At 57.3% G+C, this 19,132-nt stretch carries 15 protein-coding genes; all 15 read right to left on the reverse strand.

All coding sequences use genetic code 11. The features are described from left to right. Window positions 1-162 precede the first annotated feature (162 nt). The 15 genes from MGLY_RS18705 to hydA all read right to left on the reverse strand — a co-directional run bounded on the left by MGLY_RS18705 (window position 163) and on the right by hydA (window position 19,119). On the reverse strand, window positions 163-450 hold the full coding sequence (locus tag MGLY_RS18705; RefSeq protein ID WP_211662124.1) for a TyrR/PhhR family helix-turn-helix DNA-binding protein: 288 nt from the start codon (window positions 448-450) through the stop codon (window positions 163-165). A gap of 9 nt (window positions 451-459) precedes the next feature. Continuing rightward, a complete protein-coding gene (locus MGLY_RS02730) occupies window positions 460-1,719 on the reverse strand; it encodes a sigma 54-interacting transcriptional regulator (protein WP_211662047.1) in 1,260 nt (419 codons plus the stop codon). Between the two features lie 65 nt (window positions 1,720-1,784). After that, window positions 1,785-2,180, reverse strand: coding sequence for a BMP family lipoprotein (locus MGLY_RS02735; protein WP_156271630.1), 396 nt, complete (start codon window positions 2,178-2,180; stop codon window positions 1,785-1,787). Between the two features lie 19 nt (window positions 2,181-2,199). Then, window positions 2,200-3,390: an ISL3 family transposase gene (locus MGLY_RS02740; RefSeq protein ID WP_170290901.1), complete on the reverse strand. Its 1,191-nt coding sequence runs from the start codon at window positions 3,388-3,390 to the stop codon at window positions 2,200-2,202. 192 nt (window positions 3,391-3,582) lie between these two features. Continuing rightward, a complete protein-coding gene (locus MGLY_RS02745; RefSeq protein WP_156271486.1) occupies window positions 3,583-4,929 on the reverse strand; it encodes an IS1380 family transposase in 1,347 nt (448 codons plus the stop codon). A 321-nt stretch (window positions 4,930-5,250) separates the two neighbouring features. Beyond that, window positions 5,251-5,970 (reverse strand): BMP family protein, encoded by a 720-nt coding sequence (locus MGLY_RS02750; RefSeq protein WP_156271632.1) that lies wholly within the window; start codon window positions 5,968-5,970, stop codon window positions 5,251-5,253. 48 nt (window positions 5,971-6,018) lie between these two features. Continuing rightward, window positions 6,019-7,389: an amidohydrolase family protein gene (locus MGLY_RS02755; protein WP_156271633.1), complete on the reverse strand. Its 1,371-nt coding sequence runs from the start codon at window positions 7,387-7,389 to the stop codon at window positions 6,019-6,021. Between the two features lie 5 nt (window positions 7,390-7,394). Then, window positions 7,395-9,653 (reverse strand): xanthine dehydrogenase family protein molybdopterin-binding subunit, encoded by a 2,259-nt coding sequence (locus tag MGLY_RS02760; protein WP_156271634.1) that lies wholly within the window; start codon window positions 9,651-9,653, stop codon window positions 7,395-7,397. Window positions 9,654-10,085: 432 nt separating this feature from the next. Further along, complete coding sequence (locus MGLY_RS02765) at window positions 10,086-11,021, reverse strand: ABC transporter permease (protein ID WP_156271635.1); 936 nt, start codon at window positions 11,019-11,021, stop codon at window positions 10,086-10,088. Beyond that, window positions 11,014-12,135 carry an ABC transporter permease gene (locus MGLY_RS02770; RefSeq protein ID WP_156271636.1) on the reverse strand — a complete coding sequence of 374 codons (1,122 nt, stop codon included), beginning with the start codon at window positions 12,133-12,135 and terminating at the stop codon, window positions 11,014-11,016. The genes MGLY_RS02765 and MGLY_RS02770 overlap by 8 nt, the downstream gene beginning before the upstream one ends. Window positions 12,136-12,152: 17 nt before the next feature. Beyond that, a complete protein-coding gene (locus MGLY_RS02775; RefSeq protein ID WP_156271637.1) occupies window positions 12,153-13,562 on the reverse strand; it encodes an amidohydrolase family protein in 1,410 nt (469 codons plus the stop codon). A 17-nt stretch (window positions 13,563-13,579) separates the two neighbouring features. Continuing rightward, window positions 13,580-15,097 carry an ABC transporter ATP-binding protein gene (locus MGLY_RS02780; RefSeq protein ID WP_156271638.1) on the reverse strand — a complete coding sequence of 506 codons (1,518 nt, stop codon included), beginning with the start codon at window positions 15,095-15,097 and terminating at the stop codon, window positions 13,580-13,582. A 155-nt stretch (window positions 15,098-15,252) separates the two neighbouring features. Further along, on the reverse strand, window positions 15,253-16,353 hold the full coding sequence (locus MGLY_RS02785) for a dihydroorotate dehydrogenase (protein ID WP_156271639.1): 1,101 nt from the start codon (window positions 16,351-16,353) through the stop codon (window positions 15,253-15,255). Between the two features lie 127 nt (window positions 16,354-16,480). Further along, on the reverse strand, window positions 16,481-17,707 hold the full coding sequence (locus tag MGLY_RS02790) for a YgeY family selenium metabolism-linked hydrolase (RefSeq protein WP_156271640.1): 1,227 nt from the start codon (window positions 17,705-17,707) through the stop codon (window positions 16,481-16,483). Window positions 17,708-17,754: 47 nt separating this feature from the next. Then, the gene (hydA, locus tag MGLY_RS02795; protein WP_156271641.1) at window positions 17,755-19,119 is read right to left on the reverse strand and encodes a dihydropyrimidinase; all 1,365 of its coding nucleotides are present in this window, start codon (window positions 19,117-19,119) and stop codon (window positions 17,755-17,757) included. Between the last annotated feature and the right edge of the window lie 13 nt (window positions 19,120-19,132).

A 19,132-nucleotide genomic window follows, 5' to 3' on the forward strand; every position in this document is an offset into this window, starting at 1 on the left:
ATCTGGCATATTTATATTGCAATTTTGGTGCCAGCACAGATCATTGGAGCAACTGGCTTGGCGAACAGAAAATTGTTGCCGGTGGCAACAAAAGCTACCACCATGCCACAAGTAATCTGCAGGACACATTTATTGCCGGAAACTTAAGTTGCCATCTGGAAACTATTCCAGCCGGGTTAATTTTAACTTTTTCATCTTTTTCAACAAAGCCGTATGGGAAAGTCCCAGGGAGCGGGCGGCTTTACGGGCGGAACCATAATGAGCCAGAGCTGCGCTGATGATTTCTCTTTCTACTGCTTGAATGTTTTCCGCCAGGGTTTTCGGGGTATCTCCGGAACTTCCCGCAACTGGCAGGTTACCGTGACCGGAAAACCAGATGTGTTCTGGTAAGATTTGGGGACCATTGACCAGGTTTAAAGCCCTTTCCAGGACATTGGCCAGTTCCCGGATATTGCCCGGTCAGGAATAATGCATCAGTTTACTTATGGCCGGTGGGGTTATTTGCGGGACGGGCCGGTTAAGCCGGGGAGCCAGTTTGGCCAGAAAATGACCTGCCAGCAGAGGGATATCTTCCTTCCGCTCCCGTAAAGGAGGCAGGTAGATGGGTACTACATTAAGGCGGTAATATAGATCTTCCCGGAATAAACCCTTCTGCACCATTGTTTCCAGATCGCGATGGGTAGCTGCAATTACCCGGACGTTGACAGGCACTTCACTGGTGGAACCTACTTTGCGGACTTTGCCTTCCTGGAGAACCCGCAGCAACTTGGCCTGGATGGCCGGGGAAGCTTCGGCTATTTCATCCAGGAAAATAGTACCCCCCTCGGCAGCAGCAAACAGGCCGGGCTTGCCTTCTTTGCGGGCGCCGGTAAAGGCACCACCAACATAACCAAAGAGTTCGCTCTCCAGCAGTTCCTCTGGCAGGGCGGCACAATTAACGGCAATAAAGGGTTTCTGCCGGCGGTGGCTTTCAGTATGGATGGCCCGGGCGAATAATTCTTTGCCGGTGCCGCTTTCACCCCGCAAGAGAACGGTAGAGTCGCCGCGGGCGACCATGCGGCCCATGGCAATAACGCGGTTGAAGGCCGGAGCATTGCCGATGAGGTCGGCAAAGGTAATGGCCTCCGGCTGGGCCAGGGTATAAACCATCTGCCGCAACTCGGCAATATCTTTCATAGTGGCCACGACACCGACAATGGCCCCGGCGGGATCCCGCAAGCAGCGGCCGCTGGTCAGGTGACAGATCCGGCCCCGGGGGCCGGTAATATCTACTTTAACATGGTCGTCATAAGGTTGCCCATTAACCAGACACCGTAGAATGGGCAGCTCCGGTCCCAGAAGAGTGGCAATAGATTGTCCCAGAGCTTCCTGGCGCGTCAGGCCCAGCATCTTTTCTCCGGCTGGATTTAAAGAAGTAATGCGCCCCCGGGCGTCGATGGCGATAACACCGTCACTAACGGAATCCAGGACTATTTGCAGGTGTTGTTCGCGTTCTTCATGGGGTAAGAGCTGGATTAACTCCAGGTGACGTACCCCGATAATGGCCGCCAGTTCCTTTATTAATTGTTCGCTGGAGATCATTGTTCCCTCCTCTATCTCCAGGTACATATTATCAGGAATGACCTCCAGGGAAAGGATGTTCAGACCATGGCCGGATACCACCCGGGCCACATCGGCGACCATGCCCACCCGGTCAGCAAACTGGAGCCGTAAGCGCATGGAAAATCACTCTCTCCTCTAAAGATAGGGCTCCGGTTTAGCGCCAGAGCCCTGCATAATAACAATTACTTGCTCAACTTGCTCAGGTCGATTTTGCCGTCGGCCAGATCCCTGGTGATTTGCTCCAGTTTGGCCTTGACTTCGGCCGGCACTTTATTTTCAAAGCCGTGCCAGGGCGATAGATAGACAGCCTTTTCCTTGACGCCCAGGTTGTAGAACTGGGGTTTAAAGGTGCCGTCCTGGATCGTTTGAACTACAAAGGAAATCAGCACCGGTACGCTCTTGATACCACTGACCAGCACCGTATCCGGGGCCACGGCGTTCTGGTCAGTGTTGCTGCCAATGGCCAGTACCTTCTTCTGCTGGGCCGCCTGGATGGCCCCCAGGCCGGCCTGGTTGGCATTGGCCATGATAATGTCGGCTCCCTGGTTTTGAATTATCGCCAGGGCGGTTTCTTTCATTTTGTGGCTCCTCGCTACATCAAGTGGGTAAACCAAAATCCAGGTTACCAGCAATAAGATAAGAGATGGTAATAAAGTTAGCCTTATTACGATAGCCACGAGCCTTTGCTTTTCCAGCTTGCAATAGACTGTTGGTACCCTCCAGGAGGCCGTTAGAAATACGGCTGTTAAACCAACTTAGCACTCCTTCCCAGTGGCGTTTAATCGTTTTAGCAGCCTCAATCATCGGTTGCAGGCGGCAATGGGTCGCCCAGAAATACCACCGCTTGAGATGGGCTTCGCCACTCTTCCGATCAGGCTGGTTAAAAAGATCCTGGAAGGCCAGCTTGATGCGATAGGCTCGCCCGGTTTTTAGATGGCAACGGCTAAGGGCCTCTATGCTTGCTTTTTGTTTACTGGTCAGATTGGCAGGGTTCTTAAGCCATTGATAACGGGTCTTCTTTAAAAGGTCTGTCTCCCGGCTCTCCTGGCGTCGTACTTCATCAAGGGCCTGATTGACTATTTGCATGAGGTGATAACGGTCTAAAACTATGGTGGCATGGGAAAGGTGCTCCTTAAGGCCGGCAATAAATGCCGGTGAAAGGTCGCAGCACACTTCCTTAATGGCTTCTGGATTACCGTTATGCTGGATAAAATCTTCTACAAAAGCGGCAATGGTATCCTTAGCTCTGCCCGGGGTGGCAAACAGTAATGCGCCCTTATCTAAATCCACAAACAGGGTGATATAATCGTGTCCTTTCCGGGCGGAGGTTTCATCGATACCGATGCGGGTTACACCACTAAAGTCGGCCTTGGCTCTGCCGGCCACCACGTAATGTTTTACTACCCGCCACAGCCGGGTATCGTGTTCGTTTAATAATCTGGCTACGGCAGCCATAGGCATATCTTTGGCCAGGCGCATGAGCTGGGCTTCAAACAAGAGGGTAAACCCGCCCTCCCCTTGAGCCCAGGGTACCTCAACTCGCCTGACCCCGCAGCCGTGTTTACACTCTACCCGGGGTACACGGGCGATGATGAAGGCTTGATATTGAAAGAAGTCCAGATGGCGCCAAACCTGCTTCTCCGTATCATAGGCTTTGGCTCCAGGTTTGCCGCAGACTGGACAATTAAAGCTTGCACCGCGCTCAAAATCAACATGGATATCGAGGCACCCTTTTTGTTTTGAGAAAATCCTGAATCCGTGATAATAACAACTGGGTAGAACTCGCACTAACAGTAAATGGTATTAACAGTTATATTTAACATCTGCTGATACATTGAATTGGGTCTAAAGTTGATTATGTGGACGAAGGCTATTTACTCTTACCTTGGGTCCCCTGGATAAGGGAATAACAAAGTAGACCTCTCGTCCTAAGAGGCTTGGAGCCTGCTTATACAGCTAACTGGAGCTAGAAGTTCTGTATTAAGCCAACGCTTTATATAGGTACCGGAAAGCTGGATACCACGGGCTGTGCTGCCCAAATCGTAATTTGACCTGCCGGGCGTGGTGAACCAGCCGGGACGCTATGGTAATCAGGTTTTGTATAACGGTACGCAGCCGCCGGCGTTGAGCTTTCTTATTGCGCAGCGGTACCTCCTTTAGCGGGAGGCTAAACTGCCCCAGAAGCCTTAGAATGTTGTAGGCGAAAACACCCAGGTGTAGCACCAGGTCATTGGTGGCAAACTTGCCGCTGGGCAGCCGTTCCAGGTCTAAATCGTTTTTGATTTCACTGTGGAATTGCTCACTGGTGCCGTGGTCGTGGTAGAGGGTAATGATATCCTCCACCGGGTCGGGTAAAGTGGTCCAGTAGGTTTCGACCTCAATTTCCGGGACCAGGAGAAGCTGGCCGTTTCGTAATATCGTCCGCTCGGTGACCTTATACACCAGACGGACAGGGGTGTCAGCACCCTCGATTTTCACCATCTGGTGCCCCCGATAGACGGTTTTTCCCTCCCGTTCTAGGGTGGCGGTACCATTTTCCTTGGCAATGGCCAGCCAGGCCTCCGGCGTTTCCTTGCGCAGGTTACGCTTAATGATAAAATCGGCTTTGATTTCCGGGTCCAAACAGACCTGGAGATTATCCTGGCTGTCATTACCGCCATCCATCCGTACTAAAAGTGGCAGCGAAGTGATAGCGCGAGCAAAGGTTAGAGCTTGTCGCAGGAACTCCGGCGTCCCTTTTTGGCAATGCTGTTTCCCGGCCCGCAGTTCGGTATGGACGCAGTAGCCTTCCCTACCGAGGTAGGCGAAGATAGGCGCATAACCGTCGTAGCCCTTATAGGTCCTGGAAACACCCTCTTTCTTGGAATTTGAATTATCAAAGGGAGTAACATCAATATCCAAAGGGACATATTGGCGCTTTAGTTCCCTGGAACCCAGGGTAACAGGAGTTACCGGTGCCTTAAGTTTCTTAAGGAACCTGGCCGTTTCCTCGAGGATAATCTCCTGGTAGGGTACACTATGAGCTATCATATCCAGGCGCTGGCGCAGGGTAGGGCTTGAAGGCACATCCTGAATACCCAGCGCCGCAGCGAAGAAGGGGTCATCCCGAAAAAGCTCAATATGGTCAAAATCACTGCGACCCTGGCAAAGCAGGCCCACGTAAGAGGTGATAACATCCCCGTGAGAAATATCCGGAGAAGAAACACCAGGTATCCGGGTCTTATTTAGCCTGAGTTTCAGAGCAGTATGATCAATGATTTCCCCCACCAGAGCCAGTCCGGCAACGGGGGTAAGGTGTTCATCAGACTGTTCAATGATGAATTTCATGGCCGCACCTCGCAGGTGAACATGGATTCGTTTGCCATCCAGCCTATTATACCTTATTTTTCGCGAGGTTTTGAGCCATATCCAGATATTTTGTTATTGGGTTGTCACGGATTCAGGAAAATAACTTCGGTAACCTTCCAGGGAGGGGTTAGACCCAGGGCATGGGCAAATAAGGCGTTTTGGTCGGGCAATGCTGGCCACTTCCTTTACCACCAGTATTGACCAGCATTTCTACACTATAAGGCGATATTCCTTCTTGTTGTCATTTATTTACATAAATGTTAGCAAGTCTTGTAGGCTAAAATTACCATTTATGGAATCTCAACATGCTAGAAATAATTTACTTCCTTTTCGATAATTGGTTTTACCCACACGAAATAGCGAGGAGCCCATTTTGTTGACGTCATCAAAGGAGCCGGTATAGGTGGTTATGACTTTAACCTGGGGGTTGACGTATTTGGCCCCCTTGGCAAAGCCTTCCACCGAGCCGATAATGGGCGGGATCTGCTGGCCGCCCAGGGCCGCAACGGTACCACTTTTGGTCATCAGGCCGGCCACCGCGCCCATAAGGAAGCCCTGCATTTCGTTGTCAATATTCACCGAAGCCAGGTTGGGATCCTGGTGGATATCGCTGCTGGTTACTACAAATTTAATATTGGGGAACTGGGGGGCCACCTTTTTAGCGGCGTCGCCAAACTGGAAGCCGTGGCCGATAATGACGTGATAGCCCTGCATGGCATAGGCGCGGAAGGCTTCTTCCATATCCGACTGGGCTACATTTTCGCGGTAGGCCACCTGGGCCTTAAATTCCTTTTCCACCTTCTTTAATCCTTCATAAGCGGAAGCGTTCCAGCCCATATCGTTAATGGGACCGGGCAACAACAGGGCTATCTTGAGCTGTTTGCTATCAGCCGTCTGGTTGTTACCTGTTGCCTGGGAATTCTGGTTGTTACCAGTATTTTGCTTGTTGCCGCCGCAACCGGCCGCCAGGGCCAGAATAAGCATAGCAATTGTGAGCAGGGCAATCAACTTTTGCCGCATAAATTTGCCTCCTTCGCAAATAAGATGTGAGAGGTTTTTTCTGGCAAATTATATCCAGTCATTTCCACCCCCTTGCTTGCCCAGTTTCTGCCGCAAGGTGTTGACGCGGGCCTGGGCCCGGGCCATGATTTCTTCCTCGTCCACCAGGGTCGCACGGTGATCCCGGACCACCAGGCGTCCGTCTACCAGGACGTTGACCACGTCATTGCCGTTGGCGTTGTAGACCAGGGCCGACTCGGCCCGGTGCACCGGCCCCACGTGGGGACGCTGCAGGGCAACGGTGACAATATCCGCCTTCATCCCCGGCGCCAGGACACCCAGGTCTTCCCGGCCCAGGGCCCGGGCCCCACCCCGGACCGCCATAGTCAAGACATCCCGCGGATAGAGGACCATGGCATTTAAGGTGGTCACCTTTTGCAGGCAGGCGGTGAACTTCAATACCTCCAGCATATCCTGGCTGTTATTACTCCCCGGGCCGTCGGTGGCCAGGGCCACATTGAGGCCCCGGTCCAGCCACCGGCGCACCGGCGCCGCCCCCGAAGCCAGGTACATATTGGCCACCGGGCAGTGGACCAGGGTGGCACCGGCTTGAGCTGCCAAGTCCATTTCCCCCTCATCCAGCCACACGCAGTGGACCAGCTGGGTGTCGGGGCCCAGGAAGCCCAGGTCGGCCAGCCATTCCACATTGCGCTGCCCGTAGGTGTCAATGGTGGTCCGGGCTACGGCCTGAGTTTCAGCGACGTGGACCTGCAGCTTCAAGCCCATTTCCCGGGCCTGCTTTGCCCCCGCCCGGATGAGTTCCGGCGAACAGCCCCACGGGTTCAAGGCGCCGAAGGCTAGGGTCAGGCGGCCGCCGGCGGCCCCGTGCCACTGGCGGGCCAGGCGTTCCATCTCAGCCAGGATGGTGAGCCGGTCTTCCATAAGTTCCGGCTGGTAATTCTGGTCGGCGGACGCCCGGCAGAAAGTACCGCGGATGCCGCTGGCCTGCATGGCCTCAAAGACCAGGTCGTCATTGGCCTTGCTGGTGTGGATATAGTGCATGTCGATGACGCTGGTGGCGCCGTTTTTTAGGTTTTCCAGGCAGCCGACCAGGGCGGCCAGGTAAAAGTCTTCTTCCGTCATGGCCAGGGAGAAAGGCCAGATCTCTTCTTTAAGCCAGTTCCAGAGGGGCTTGGCATCGGCCAGGCCGCGCATGAAGGTTTGAAACAGGTGGCTGTGGGCGTTGACCAGGCCGGGCAAGACTGCCTGCCCGCGGGTATCAAGGACAATATCGGCGGCCGCCTCCAGTTCCGGCGAGCAGTCCTTTAAAGGTCCCACAGCCGTAATCCGGTCGCCGTTAATGGCGACATAGCCTGCGGGCCATTCCCGGTAAGCGTCGTCCAGGGTGAGAACCCAGCCGCCTTTAATGAGGGTTTGCATGGGGACTACTCCTCTCCTCTCTCTCTTACTGCTCGCCAGACCCTTTCCAGGGTAGCCGGTAACTCGTAAAGGCGCCTGCCGGTGGCCTGGCAGATGGCATTGATTATGGCCGGGGCGACAATCTGCGTCGCCGGTTCGCCCAGGCCCCTGGCACCCAGGGGACCCAGGGGATCCGGGTGCTCAATAATCAGGGGGGTAATCCTGCCAGTATCCAGGGTCGTAGGTATGAGATAGGTGGCGAAATTAGTGTTCACCAGCTTTCCCTGGCAGGGTTCGGCCGATTCCATGAGGGCGTAGCCAATACCCATAGCGCCGCCGCCGGCAATCTGGCCGGCTACGGCATCGGGGTTCAGGGCGTTGCCCACATCATGGGCTGCCGTATAGTTAATGATCTCCACCTGCCCGGTTTCCAGGTCTACCTCCACCTCGGCTACTGCGGCCGCATAGACGTAACTGAAATAAGCCTCCCCCTGCCCCTTTTCCCCGTCCCAGTGCAGGTCGGGAATCTTATACCAGCCAAAGCCATACAAGCTCACGCCCCGGCTGTAACAGGCACCGGCCAGTTCCCGGAAGGAAAGCCGGCGCTCCGGGTCTTTACGGCTGTAAACTGCTTCGCCGGCAAACTCCAGGTCATCCTCCGGTACATTCAAGATGGCAGCCGCCACCCCGGCCATGGCCCGGCGTACCTGTTCGGCTGCCAGGCGGGCGGCGTGACCGCCGACTACTGTGCCCCGGGAGGCCACCGTGGGCCCGCTGTCCACCACCCGGGCGCTGTCGACGGGACTAACATGAATCCTGGCTGCCTCTACCCCCAGCAGTTCAGCTATAATACGGGCAAAGGCCGAGCGGGAGCCCTGTCCTACTTCACAGATACCGGTGGAAACATTGATGCTGCCGTCGCGTTCTACATTAAGCATGGCTCCGGCGGCATCCAGGCCTTCCCCGCCGGCGCCAAAGCAGGAGCCGCGGAAACTGCAGGCCAGGCCGATACCCCGGCGCCGTGGCCCTTCCTGGCGGGCGTAAGCTTGCCGTTTCCCCTGCCAGCCGGTAGCCGCCGCCACTTTAGTCAAACATTCCGTTAGACTTACGTCCCGCAAGCTTTGGCCGGTGACTGCCTCCGATCCCTCCCGGTAGCCATTTTTCAGCCTCAGTTCCAGGGGGTCCAGGCCCAGTTCCCCGGCCAGTTCATCCATGAGCAGTTCCACTGCCAGGTTTACCTGGGGGGAACCGAAGCCCCGCAGGGCATCGGAGGGCATGTTGTTGGTAAAGGCCGCCACGATATCGGTATGGACATGGGGGATAACATAGGGCCCCGCTGCCTCCACCGTCGAGCGCCAGGCTACCAGGGGCGTCTTGGAGGCATAGGCCCCGGCGTCGGTAATGCCGTGAATCTTCATGGCCACCAGGGTGCCGTCCCTCCTGGCCCCTACTTTATAGTGCAGGACGTAAGGGTGCCGCTTGGTAGATTCCTTTAACGATTCTTCCCGGGTCATTACCAGCCGGGCCGGCCGCCCCGTCACCAGGGCAGCTAGGGCGGCCCGGGCGGCGACCACGGCCATATCGTAATCCTTACCGCCAAAGGAGCCGCCGATGGTCGTCTCCACCACCCGCACCTGGTTTAAATCCAGGGCCAGGGCTTCGGCCACAATGCGGCGCAGGTTAAAGGGACTCTTGGTGGGGCAGTAAATGGTTACCGTCCCGTCAGCCCCGGGGACGGCCACGGCCGCTTCCGGTTCCAGGGCGGCATGGTAGACCCGGTGGGTACGGTAGGTCCGCTCCAGGATTACCTCGGCAGCGGCAAAACCTGCCTCCGGGTCGCCGTGGCGCACTTTAAAATGGCAGAGCTTATTGCCACCGGGGTGGAGCTCCGGGGCTTCAGCTTTGAGGGCCTCTTCAGGATCGAAAACCGCCGGCAGGACGTCATACTCCACCATAATCCGCGCCAGGGCTTCCCTGGCCGTTACCTCGTCTTCAGCCACGGTAATGGCCACCCCCTCCCCCAGGTAACGCACCCGGTCTAAAGCCAGGACGGGGCGCTCCCTTTCCCTGCCGGGAATGCCCGGCAGGTCACGGGCCGTGAGGACGGCCAGGACGCCGGGGATTCCCCGGGCCTGGCTGGTAGCAATGCGGCGGATGCGGGCATGGGGATGGGTACTGTAAAGCACCTTGACGTGAACCATGCCCGGAAATTGCAGGTCGGCGGCATAGCGGGCCCGGCCGGTAACTTTGGCCAGGGCGTCCAGCCGCAGTATCGAGGTACGCATCAAACCCTCGCCCCTCTTATATGCGGAAATTAGAAGCAGGAAGTCGGAGGTCGGAATTCCCGTTGGAACCGGCTGCGCCAGTTCCTGATTGAAGCCCCCAGTTCCCTCATTGCGATAATTCCTGGAGGATGGTTCTAGCCCCCCTCATAGGTGGCCGGCCGCCTTACCCCGGCCGGGCTGGCGCCCTTTGCATCTGAACGGCGGGCTTTTCCTATTTTTCCTAAAAGAAAAGCGGGGATGTGCCCCGCTTTGAGCCCGTGTTTACCTTTGTGGGTGCCGCGGGGCACCATGGTAAACTGCAGTAACCATCCGTGTCCCTATACGGCCCGGGGTAAGAAAATAACCTTTACCCCTAAACCCACTTTGTTAGCAGGAAATATAGCATAATCAAGGACGCCCGTCAAGAATCACGTTCAGGGCGGCTTCTAACCCTTACTCCTTCTCATAGGGCTGGCCGCTGGCTGCCGGGGCTACGGCCCGGCCGACAAAACCGGCCAGGGCGGCAATGGTCAGGACATAGGGGATCATTAACAGGAGCTGGTAAGGTATTCCCGAGTTGGCCGCCTGCAGGCGGTACTGGAGGGCGTCCCCGGCGCCGAAGAGGAGGGCTGCCCCCAGGGTTCCCAGCGGCGTCCACTTGCCAAAAATTACTGCCGCCAGGGCGATAAAGCCGCGGCCGGCCGTCATGTTTTCCGTAAAGAAGTTCAGCAGGCTCAAGGAGAGATAGGACCCGGCCAGCCCGGCCAGCATGCCGCCGACGATACAGGCACCGTAGCGGACGTGAAAAACATTAATACCCACGGTATCGGCCGCCCGGGGGTGTTCGCCGACGGCGCGGATCTTCAAGCCCAGGGTCGTCCGGAACAGGATGAAATGCACCACCGGTACCAGGACCAGGCCCAGGTAAACCAGCTCCGAGTGGTTGAAAAGGACCGGGCCCAGGATGGGTATTTTTGATAAAACGGGTACGGCTACCGGTTTAAAGGAATCGATCTGGGGCGGGGCGGTATTGACACCGAAGATGACCCGGGCAAAGGAAGTGGTGAGGCCCAGTCCCAAGATGTTGAAGGCCGTACCGATAACCACCTGGTCGGCCCGGGCCGTTACCACCAGGTAGGCAAAGAACAAGCCCAGGATGCCTCCGGCCAGTACGGCCACCAAGACCCCCAGCCAGGCATTGCCCAGGAAGTAGGACCCGGCCACGCCGGCCAGAGACCCCACCAGCATCATTCCTTCCACACCGATGTTGACAATCCCGGCCCGTTCGGTAAAGATTAAACCCGTTGCCGCCAGCAATAAGGGCAGGGCCGTGCGCAGATCGGCAGAGAGGAAATTGACAATCTCATTAACTAATTTGAGATCACCCATTCTTGCTCACCCCTTCCACGGTCAGGCCGGCTGCCCCGGCTGCGGTTCTGGCCGCCCGGCGTTTGACCTGCCAGCGCCTCATGAGGGCCTCGGCCGCCACAAAGATAATGACAAAGGCCTGGATGACATAAACTATGGCCACCGGTACATTGGCCATCATCTGCATCATATTGCCACCGGCGCGCAGGATACCGAACAGGATGGCCGCCAGCAGGATACCAATAGGTGTGTTATAACCCAGCAAGGATACGGCGATACCGTCAAAACCGTAACCGGGTGAGAAATTCTGGAACAGGCGGTGCTGGATACCCAGAATCTCCCCCACGCCGGCCAGGCCGCCCAGGCCACCGGCCAGGAACATGACCAGCAAGGTGTCCCGCCGGGCATTCATCCCGGCATAGCCGGCAGCGTGGGGATTCTGGCCCACCACCCGGACTTCATAACCGGTACTGGTCCGCCACAGGAAGACGTAGTACGCCACGATGGCCAGCAAAGCGATGATAAAGCCCAGGTGCAGCCGCGTCCCGGCCAGGATAATAGGCAATTGCGCCGATTCGGCTACTGGGGGGCTCTGGGGAAAATTGCCTGGCGGTTCAATTAACGGCCCGTTGACCATATAACTGACGAAATACTGGGCCACATAGTTTAACATGACGGTGGTAATAATCTCACTGGCCCCGAAGCGCACCTTCAGCCAGCCGGACAGCAGCCCCAGCAGCCCCCCGCCGATGAAACCGGCCACTATAGCCAGGGGTAAATGGATAAAGATGGGCCATCCCTTTAAGGCTATACCGACAATAACGCTGCAAAGGCCACCCAGGTAAAGCTGGCCCTCGGCTCCGATGTTAATCAGGCCGCCCTTTTTGGCCAGGCCGAAACTCAAACCCGTAAAAATCAATGGTGTGGCTTTAACCAGGGTTTCGCCAATGCCGTTGATTGAACCCAGGGCTCCCTGGAGCAGGCTCTGGTAAGCCTTCAGGGGGCTCAGGCCCATGAGGGCAATGGCGGCAGCTCCCAGGATTAAGGCCAGAATAATGGCGATGACAGGTGTGATTAAACTCTTTAAGCCGCCGGCTATAAAGGTACCGGCGAATTTTCCAGCCCTGGTTGTCATACTTTCCCTCCTGCTGCTTAGTAAGCCACCGAGCGCCAGGGACGGGTACTGGCCAGGCGGGACGTACCGGCCCGGGCGGCCAGCTTCCCGGCCGCCGCGGCGGCGGCGGCAATTTTAGCCCCTTCGTCCACGGTTTTGACCCGGCCCTCTTCCACCACCACCCGGCCGTCGATCATTACCAGTTCTACACATTCACTGCTTCCTGAGTAAACCAGGGTTGATACGGGGTGGTGCATGGGGGTAGCCCTGGCACTGCGGAGCGGGTTAAAAATAAAGAAATCCGCCTTTTTCCCTACTTCCAGGGACCCTGTTTCCTTCTCCAGGCCGATGGCCCGCGCCCCGTCGATGGTGGCCATCTCCAGGACCTTTTCGGCTGTAATCACCGTCGGGTCCAGGTCGTTTACTTTGTGCAATAAAGCCGTAAATTTTAAGGTTTCCAGCATGTCGTTGGCATTGTTGCTGGCTGCACCGTCAGTCGCCAGGCCTACGGTCAGGCCGCTGGCCAGCATCAGGGGGATGGGCGCTACCCCTGAAGAAAGATACATGTTGCTGACCGGGTTATGAGACACCCGGGCGTCATAATCCCGGGCCATGCGGATTTCCCGGGGCGTAAGGTAGACGCAATGGACCATCAGGGTCCGCGGTCCCAGGAGGCCCAGTTGCCTTAAAGTTTCAATATCGTTCTCACCGTGCTCGCTGACGGTAGCCTCGCGGTCAAAGGGGGTTTCGGAGACGTGGACCATCAGGCCCGTGTCATATTCCTTGAGCAGGTCCCTGATCTTCAGGAACATCTCCCGGTCATTGGACCAGACGGCGGCCGGGGCCAGCCAGATTTGCAGGCGGCCGTTGTCGGCACCGTGATAAGCTTTAAAGAGGCGGCGGCAATCAGCCTCGAAGGTAGCCGCATCCTGCATGATTGCTGCCGGCACACCGAAGCTGGCTCCTGTATTCATGGTCCCCCGGCCTAAGATGGCCCTGATACCCAGTTCCCGGAAGGCCTTAATGATACCGTCGCTGAGTTCGGGACCACAATGGGCATACATATAGTCCACCATGGTAGTGGTACCGCTATGGAGTCCGTCCAGACAACCCAGCATGGCGCCGTGATAGGTGTCTTCCGGTTCCAGGTAAGCAGCGCTGGGAAAGGTCATGCTGGCCAGCCAGTCGCTTAAAACCCGGTCATCTCCCAATCCCTTCAACAGGGTCTGGAAAAGGTGGTTGTGGGTATTGATTAAGCCCGGGAAAATGGCCTTGCCACTGGCATCAATTACTCGTCCCACCTGTTTAAACTGGGCTTCCAGGGCGGCTGTGGGACCGATGGCTACAATACGGTCACCCCGGACCGCCAGGGCCCCGTCATGGATGACCCGGCGCTGCCCGTCCACAGTCACAACCGTACCATGGGTAAAAAGATAATCTGCCTGCAACCTGCCTTCCCCCCATCTCAGGAGGCCTTGAGGCGTTTGGAGCCGGCCATCATTAAACCGAGTTCCTCTACCCTGGCCTGGGCGCCGGGTACAATGCCCATGATTTCTCCTTCATAAAGGACGGCAATGCGATCGCTTAAAGAAAGGATCTCATCCAGCTCGGTGGACACCAGGAGGACGGCGGCGCCGCGATCCCGCTCGGCCACCAGGCGTTTGTGAACGTACTCGGTAGCGCCAACGTCCAGGCCACGGGTGGGGTGCATGGCAATTAAAAGAGCCGGTTGCCGGTAAACCTCCCGGGCCAGGACGACCTTCTGCTGGTTACCACCGGAAAGGTTTTTCACCGGTAACTCTTCGCTCGTAGTCCGGATATCAAATTCCCGGACCATTTTGACGGCATGGTCTTTAATGAGGTCGTAATTCAAAAACCAGCCGCGGGAAAAGGGTTGCTTATAGTACTCCTGGAGAATCAAATTTTCCTTAATGGACATGGCCCCCACCAGGCCCCTCACATTGCGGTCCTCGGGTATATGGGCCACGTTGCGCTCCAGGATCTGCCGCGGCGGCAGGTTGGTAATATCCTGGCCGTTTAAAAGCACCCGGCCGGCCGTTACCGGGCGTAAACCGGTTATAGCCTCTACCAGTTCGCTCTGGCCGTTGCCGTCCACCCCGGCAATACCCAGGATCTCTCCCTGGCAGATGTTAAAGCTAATGCCCTTCAGCGCTTTCAGCCCTTTATTGCTCAGGGCTTCCAGGCCCTGGACTTCCAGCACCGTCTGCCCGGGGGAACAGGGCTTTTTGTTCACCTGGAAGAAAACTTCGCGGCCGACCATCATCCGGGCCAGCTCATTCTTACCGGTATTGCAGGTAGCCACCGTCCCGACTACTTTACCGGCCCGGAGAACGGTAACCCGCTGGCAGATAGCCATAACCTCGTTTAATTTATGGGTAATAAAAATAACAGTAATGCCTTCCTGGGTCAGCTGCTTTAAGACACGGAAAAGCTCATTTACTTCCTGGGGCGTCAGGACTGCCGTCGGTTCATCAAGAATGAGCAGCCGGGCGCCCCGATAGAGGGCCTTGACAATCTCCACCCGTTGCTGCTGGCCCACGGAGAGTTGCCAGACTTTGGCCTCGGGATCAATGTCAAAACCGTACTGCCGGGACAGCTCTTTGATTTTCCTGCTGGCTTCCTTTAAATCAATAATCCCCCTGGGCATTTGCATACCCAGGATAATGTTTTCGGCTACCGTCAGGGCCGGGATGAGCATAAAGTGCTGGTGCACCATACCTATCCCCAGGTCAATGGCCTCTTTAGGTGAAGTGATTTTTACCGGGCGACCCTCAAAATATATCTCTCCCGAGTTCGCCTGGTAAAGGCCGTAGAGAATATTCATTAAAGTACTCTTACCGGCACCGTTTTCGCCTAAAAGGGCATGGACCTCGCCGGTTTCTACTTCCAGGTTAACCCCGTCGTTGGCCCGGAAGCTGCCGAATTCCTTGACGATGTCCCGCATCACTAAAATTGGCGCCAATTTGCAGATCCCCCTCTGCTTGAAATCCCTCGCCTTTCGGCCGCACACCGCCGTAAAATTAACTTGTCCTTAATAGTTCGCCGTTGGATGACAATTTCCCTTCAAAGCCAGGACAAAAATATCTACCTGCCCCGCCTTTTTCAAACTGGACCGGCCTAAACTGGACCGGCCAGATAATTACTCGTCAGGGCCCCCTGGCGGCAGAGGGACACGCAGTAGCCGCAGGAGCGGCACTGTCCTTCGTCCAGGCCCATGACTTTATCTTCCCTTAAAGTCCGGGCGCCATAGGGACAGCGGGTAACACACAGGAGGCAGCGGTTACACTTCCCAGGGTCATATTGGAATACTAACTTTTCCTTTTGTTCCCCGGCCCGGAGATGGGATAAAGCCCGGCCGGAAGCGGCAGCCACCGAGGGGTAGCCCAGCTCGTCCAGGAGAGCTGCCAGTTTCCGGTTCAGTTCCCCGAAGATTTTAACCCCTTTGTTTATGGCCGCCGTACAGACCCCGATGGCCGTTGCCCCGGCCAGGAGCATTTCCACGGCATCTTCAGCATTGCCTACTCCTCCCAGGCCGACGATGGCCGCCTTATGGGCCAGGGCCACTTCGGCCACGCAGCGCAGGGTAATGGGCTTTAAGGCAGCTCCCGTCAGCCAGCCAAAACCGTAGGGACTGCCCAGGACCGGCCGGGCCGTCCTGATGTCCAGGCGCAGAACTGGCCCGTAGGAGTCGGCCACCGTCAGGGCATCGGCCCCCGCTGCGAGAAAACGACCGGCCGCGCCGGGCAGGTCGGGCCAGTTAGGTGACATCTTGGCCAGGACGGGGATATTGACCCGCTTTTTAGTCTCTTCCAGCATGGGCACCATGGTATCTTCCCGGTAGGATACCAGTTCGATAAAATCGGCCCCGGCCCGGGCTACCGGTTCCACCAGTTCTCTGGCTTCTTCCGGGGTATGGCCCACAGAAGCGATCACCACCGCTCCCCTGGCTTTGGCATAGGGTATTTCTTCATTGATCCATTGTTCGGCCGTGAGGTCGGCCCATTTCTCACCGTTAATTATGGTTCCTGGCCCGGCGGCAACCATATGGGGGAAGGGGTTGTCCGCCGGTCTGGCGCGCAGGGTCTTGGTGACTGCAGCGCCGGCCCCGGCCTCACAGGCGGCCACCAGGGATGCCCCAGAATAGGACAGGGGGCCGGAACCGAGGATAAAGGGAGCTTTCAGGGCGCGACCACAAAGGTTAACCTGGATGTCAGCCATAATGCGCCTCCTCCAAAAATGTGCTAATCGCGGCTCCGGGACATATCACCGCCTCGCAGTTCCCCATTTTCACTACGTTCGCTGGGTAGAGAGGCAGAAGACTCCCATGGACTCACCATTTTTCATACTACGCTGGCGTAGCGCTCAATCCCGCAGGGGACTCCTGTTTACTCCTAGCCAGCATCCCTGGTAACAGGGCATAAACAGCCACCGCTTCCAGCATTTCCGCTACAGCTATCTGGTCCTGCTCGGAATGGGGGTAGCGTTCATCGCCGGGTCCGAAGCCTATGGTAGGAATGCTTGCCTGGCCGGCGGTATAGGTGCCGTCGGTAGAAAAGCCCCAGCGGCCGATGACCGGCTCCCTTCCCAGGGCCTCCCGGAAGGCCCGGGCGCCGGCCTGCACCAGGGGGTGCTCCTCCGGCAGGGACCAGGCCGGGAAGAACTCTTCCCCGCCAATAATTTTCCCTTTATAACCGGGCTCGGCGTATTCCATAATACTTACGCGGCCGCCATAGGGGGTCGCTACCCGGCGCACCTGCTCCAGGGCTTCTTCCTTACCCTCGCCTGCCGTCAGGCGCCGGTCCAGGTAAACGACACACTCGCCGGGAATAGTATTGAGGGATGGTGTCTTGCAATCCACCTTCGTCGCTGCAATGGTGCCCTTGCCAAGAAAAGGATCTTCGGCAAAGGTGGCGCCCATTTTTTCCACATCTCTGATGAAGGCTGCGGCTTTATAAAGGGCGTTGTCCGCCAGTTCCGGCGCGCTGGCGTGGCCGCTCTTGCCCGGTATAGCCACTTCGAAAAGGGCGCGGCCGCGATGGCCGCGGCAGATGCGCAGGCCGCTGGCTTCCCCAATTAAAACGTAGTCGGGTTTAATCCCTGTTTCTTCTATAAAGCTTTTTATCCCGTTGCCCTCGCCTACTTCTTCACCTACCACGCCGACGACATAAAGGGTAAAGTCGCCTGCCAGGTTTAATTCTTTTATAGCCTTGCCGGCATAGACCATGCAGGCCAGGCAACCCTTATCATCGCTGGCCCCCCGGCCGTAGATGATGCCGTTTTCATACTTACCCTGGAAGGGATCAAAACCCCAGGCAGCCGCGTCACCGGCCGGCACCGTATCCATGTGGGCATCATAGAGGACTACAGTCCGGCCCTGGCCGACCCGTCCGGCCAGGTTACCGAGGCTGTCGCTGAAGACTTCGTCAAAGCCGACTCGCTGCATCTCTGTAGCCAGGACCCCGGCCACTTCCCCCTCCTGGCCGGACAGGCTGGGGGTGGCTATTAATTTTCTTAAAAAAGTTACCAGGGCATCCCGGTTACCCTCGACAAAGGCCTGTAAATCCCCGCGCATGGAAAGTCACTCCTTCGTAATCAGATGTGAGAAGGTCAAAAGAAAATTTAGGTGGCCGCAATCCGGCCGGGAAGGAACTGGCCCTGGCCGGCCCGGCCCAGGAAAGTACCCTTATCGTAAATAAGCCGGCCCCGCAGGTAGGTAGCTTCCGGGTAGCCCTGGAGGTTAAAACCTTCAAAGACGGTATAACCGGCCGCTGAATGAAGGCTGGCCGCCGTCAGGGTAACCTGCCTGCGGGGATCAAAAATTACCACATCGGCGTCACTCCCCGGCTTGAGGCTTCCCTTACGCGGGTAGAGGCCGAAAAGGCGGGCCGGGTTGGCGGCCAGCACGCCGACCAGCTGGGGCAGGGTCAGCCAGCCGTTACGGACGCCATAGGAATAAAGCAGGGGTAATAATGTCTCCGTTCCAGGCACCCCGGAGGGGGTATCATAAAAGGCCGTGCCGGCGGCCTTCTGTTCCCGGCTGTAGCTGCAGTGATCAGTAGCCACCACCTGGAGGGCGCCACCAGCCAGGTGCCGCCAGAGGAGGTCATTGTCGGCCGCCGTCCGGAGAGGAGGGCACATGAGGAAAAGGCGGCTGGCCGGCCCGGTATATTGAGACTCCGTAAGGAGCAGGTAGTGGGGGCAGGTTTCGCCGTAGACCTGCTGGCCTTTGCTGCGGGCAGCGGCAATGGCTTCCGCTCCCCCGCCGGTAGAGACGTGCACGATATAGACAGGCGCTCCGGCTTCCCCGGCCAGGGTAATAACGTCCCGGATGGCCTTGACCTCTGCCGTTGCCGGGCGGCTCAAGGCATGGTAGGCCGGGTCCGTCCGGCCGGCGGCAATTAACTCTTCCCTCTTAGCTGTAACTATTTCATGATCCTCACAGTGAACCGTGACCAGAGCCCCCAGCCGGCGGGCCTGTCTGAGCAGGCGGCCGATGGCGGCCAGGCTCAGGCGCTGGGCATAGGTGGTAAAAACCTTGAAGCTGGTGACACCCTTGGCCACTACGGCCCTTAACTCCCCTTCGTCTTCCTCCTGGCCGGGCATGACCACCTGGTGCAGGCCGAAGTCTACACAGGCCTGATCCCTGGCTTCCTCCAGGCGCTTGTTCAGGGCTTCAGTCAAAGATTCCGCAGGGCTTGCGGGCTCGGCATAATCGATAACGGTAGTGACGCCACCGCAAGCAGCCAGCCGCGTCCCGGTAAACCAGTCGTCGGCCGTCAGCAGGTCGCCGATGGGCATCTGGTAATGGACGTGGGCATCGATGGCTCCGGGCAGGATATATTTACCGGTTACGTCCCGGACCACCGCTCCTGGCGCAGCCAGGTCCGGGCCTACGGCAGCAATTTTTTCTCCCTCAATGGCCACGTCGGCCTGTTCTACCCGTGCGGCGGTGACAACCCACCCGCCCTTCAGTAAGAGGTCCACTTTAACCCCTCCC

Origin of the sequence: Moorella glycerini, from assembly GCF_009735625.1 — a bacterium.
In the GTDB taxonomy this organism is placed as follows: Bacteria; Bacillota; DSM-521; order Neomoorellales; family Neomoorellaceae; genus Neomoorella; species Neomoorella glycerini.

Excerpts from the sequence above, each read along its gene's own strand:
- MGLY_RS02755 (WP_156271633.1), bottom strand. The coding sequence starts at position 7,389 with ATGCAAACCCTCATTAAAGGCGGCTGGGTTCTCACCCTGGACGACGCT.
- MGLY_RS02730 (WP_211662047.1), bottom strand. The coding sequence starts at position 1,719 with ATGCGCTTACGGCTCCAGTTTGCTGACCGGGTGGGCATGGTCGCCGAT.
- MGLY_RS02735 (WP_156271630.1), bottom strand. The coding sequence starts at position 2,180 with ATGAAAGAAACCGCCCTGGCGATAATTCAAAACCAGGGAGCCGACATT.
- MGLY_RS02765 (WP_156271635.1), bottom strand. The coding sequence starts at position 11,021 with ATGGGTGATCTCAAATTAGTTAATGAGATTGTCAATTTCCTCTCTGCC.
- MGLY_RS02760 (WP_156271634.1), bottom strand. The coding sequence starts at position 9,653 with ATGCGTACCTCGATACTGCGGCTGGACGCCCTGGCCAAAGTTACCGGC.
- MGLY_RS02785 (WP_156271639.1), bottom strand. The coding sequence starts at position 16,353 with ATGGCTGACATCCAGGTTAACCTTTGTGGTCGCGCCCTGAAAGCTCCC.
- MGLY_RS02745 (WP_156271486.1), bottom strand. The coding sequence starts at position 4,929 with ATGAAATTCATCATTGAACAGTCTGATGAACACCTTACCCCCGTTGCC.
- MGLY_RS02750 (WP_156271632.1), bottom strand. The coding sequence starts at position 5,970 with ATGCGGCAAAAGTTGATTGCCCTGCTCACAATTGCTATGCTTATTCTG.
- MGLY_RS02770 (WP_156271636.1), bottom strand. The coding sequence starts at position 12,135 with ATGACAACCAGGGCTGGAAAATTCGCCGGTACCTTTATAGCCGGCGGC.
- MGLY_RS02790 (WP_156271640.1), bottom strand. The coding sequence starts at position 17,707 with ATGCGCGGGGATTTACAGGCCTTTGTCGAGGGTAACCGGGATGCCCTG.